This is a genomic window from Streptomyces flavofungini, from assembly GCF_041028215.1.
Classification (GTDB): domain Bacteria; phylum Actinomycetota; class Actinomycetes; order Streptomycetales; family Streptomycetaceae; genus Streptomyces; species Streptomyces flavofungini_B.
The window spans coordinates 1-686 of the sequence record NZ_JASKYR010001378.1; the positions used below are offsets into that span (position 1 = coordinate 1).

Consider the following 686-nt stretch of genomic DNA (forward strand, 5'->3'; position numbering starts at 1 on the left):
GGAGGGATACGTGTGGCGGGCGTGGTCGGTGTTGGCCTGAGGGCCTGTTGTCCGTCTCCCGGCCGCTCTACGATCAGCGGACCCGTCTGACCGCTCCCGAGCCTTTCCCGAAGGACACACACCATGGGTTCCGCCGACAAGTCGCGCAACGCTTCCCGCAAGGCCCGGATAGAGGAGATGCGCCAAGCCGAGCGCGCACGGGAACGGCGGGGACGCGTCCTGACCATCACGGTCACCGCGGTCGTCGTCGCCGCGCTGGGCGCGGGTGGCTTCTACCTCTTCTCCAAGGCCTCCGACGGCTCCTCGGACGCCAAGGGCTCGTCCAAGGACTGGCCCAAGTACAAGGTGAACGCGGACGGCGAGAAGGAGTGGGGCAAGCTCGGGCGTACGCACGTCGCCGAGAAGGTCGACTACCCCATGACCCCGCCGGTCGGCGGCGACCACAACCAGGTCTGGATGAACTGCAACGGCGACGTCTACGACCACGAGCTTCCCGAGGTCAACGCCGTGCACTCGCTCGAACACGGGGCCGTCTGGGTCACGTACAACGACAAGGCGGACGCGGCCGACCTGAAGAAGCTGCGCGCGAAGGTGAAGGCCACGCCGTACTCCCTGATGAGTCCCGTGAAGGACCAGAAGGACCCCGTCATGCTGACGGCGTGGGCGCACCAGCGGACCGTCAGCGG

The 686-nt window shown here is 67.5% G+C and carries 1 protein-coding gene; it reads left to right on the top strand.

What is annotated here, in order from left to right; all coding sequences use genetic code 11:
- Nucleotides 1-123: 123 nt before the first annotated feature.
- Nucleotides 124-686 (top strand): DUF3105 domain-containing protein (locus AB8Z36_RS41165; protein ID WP_369218449.1); only part of this gene is annotated, 563 nt, incomplete at its 3' end.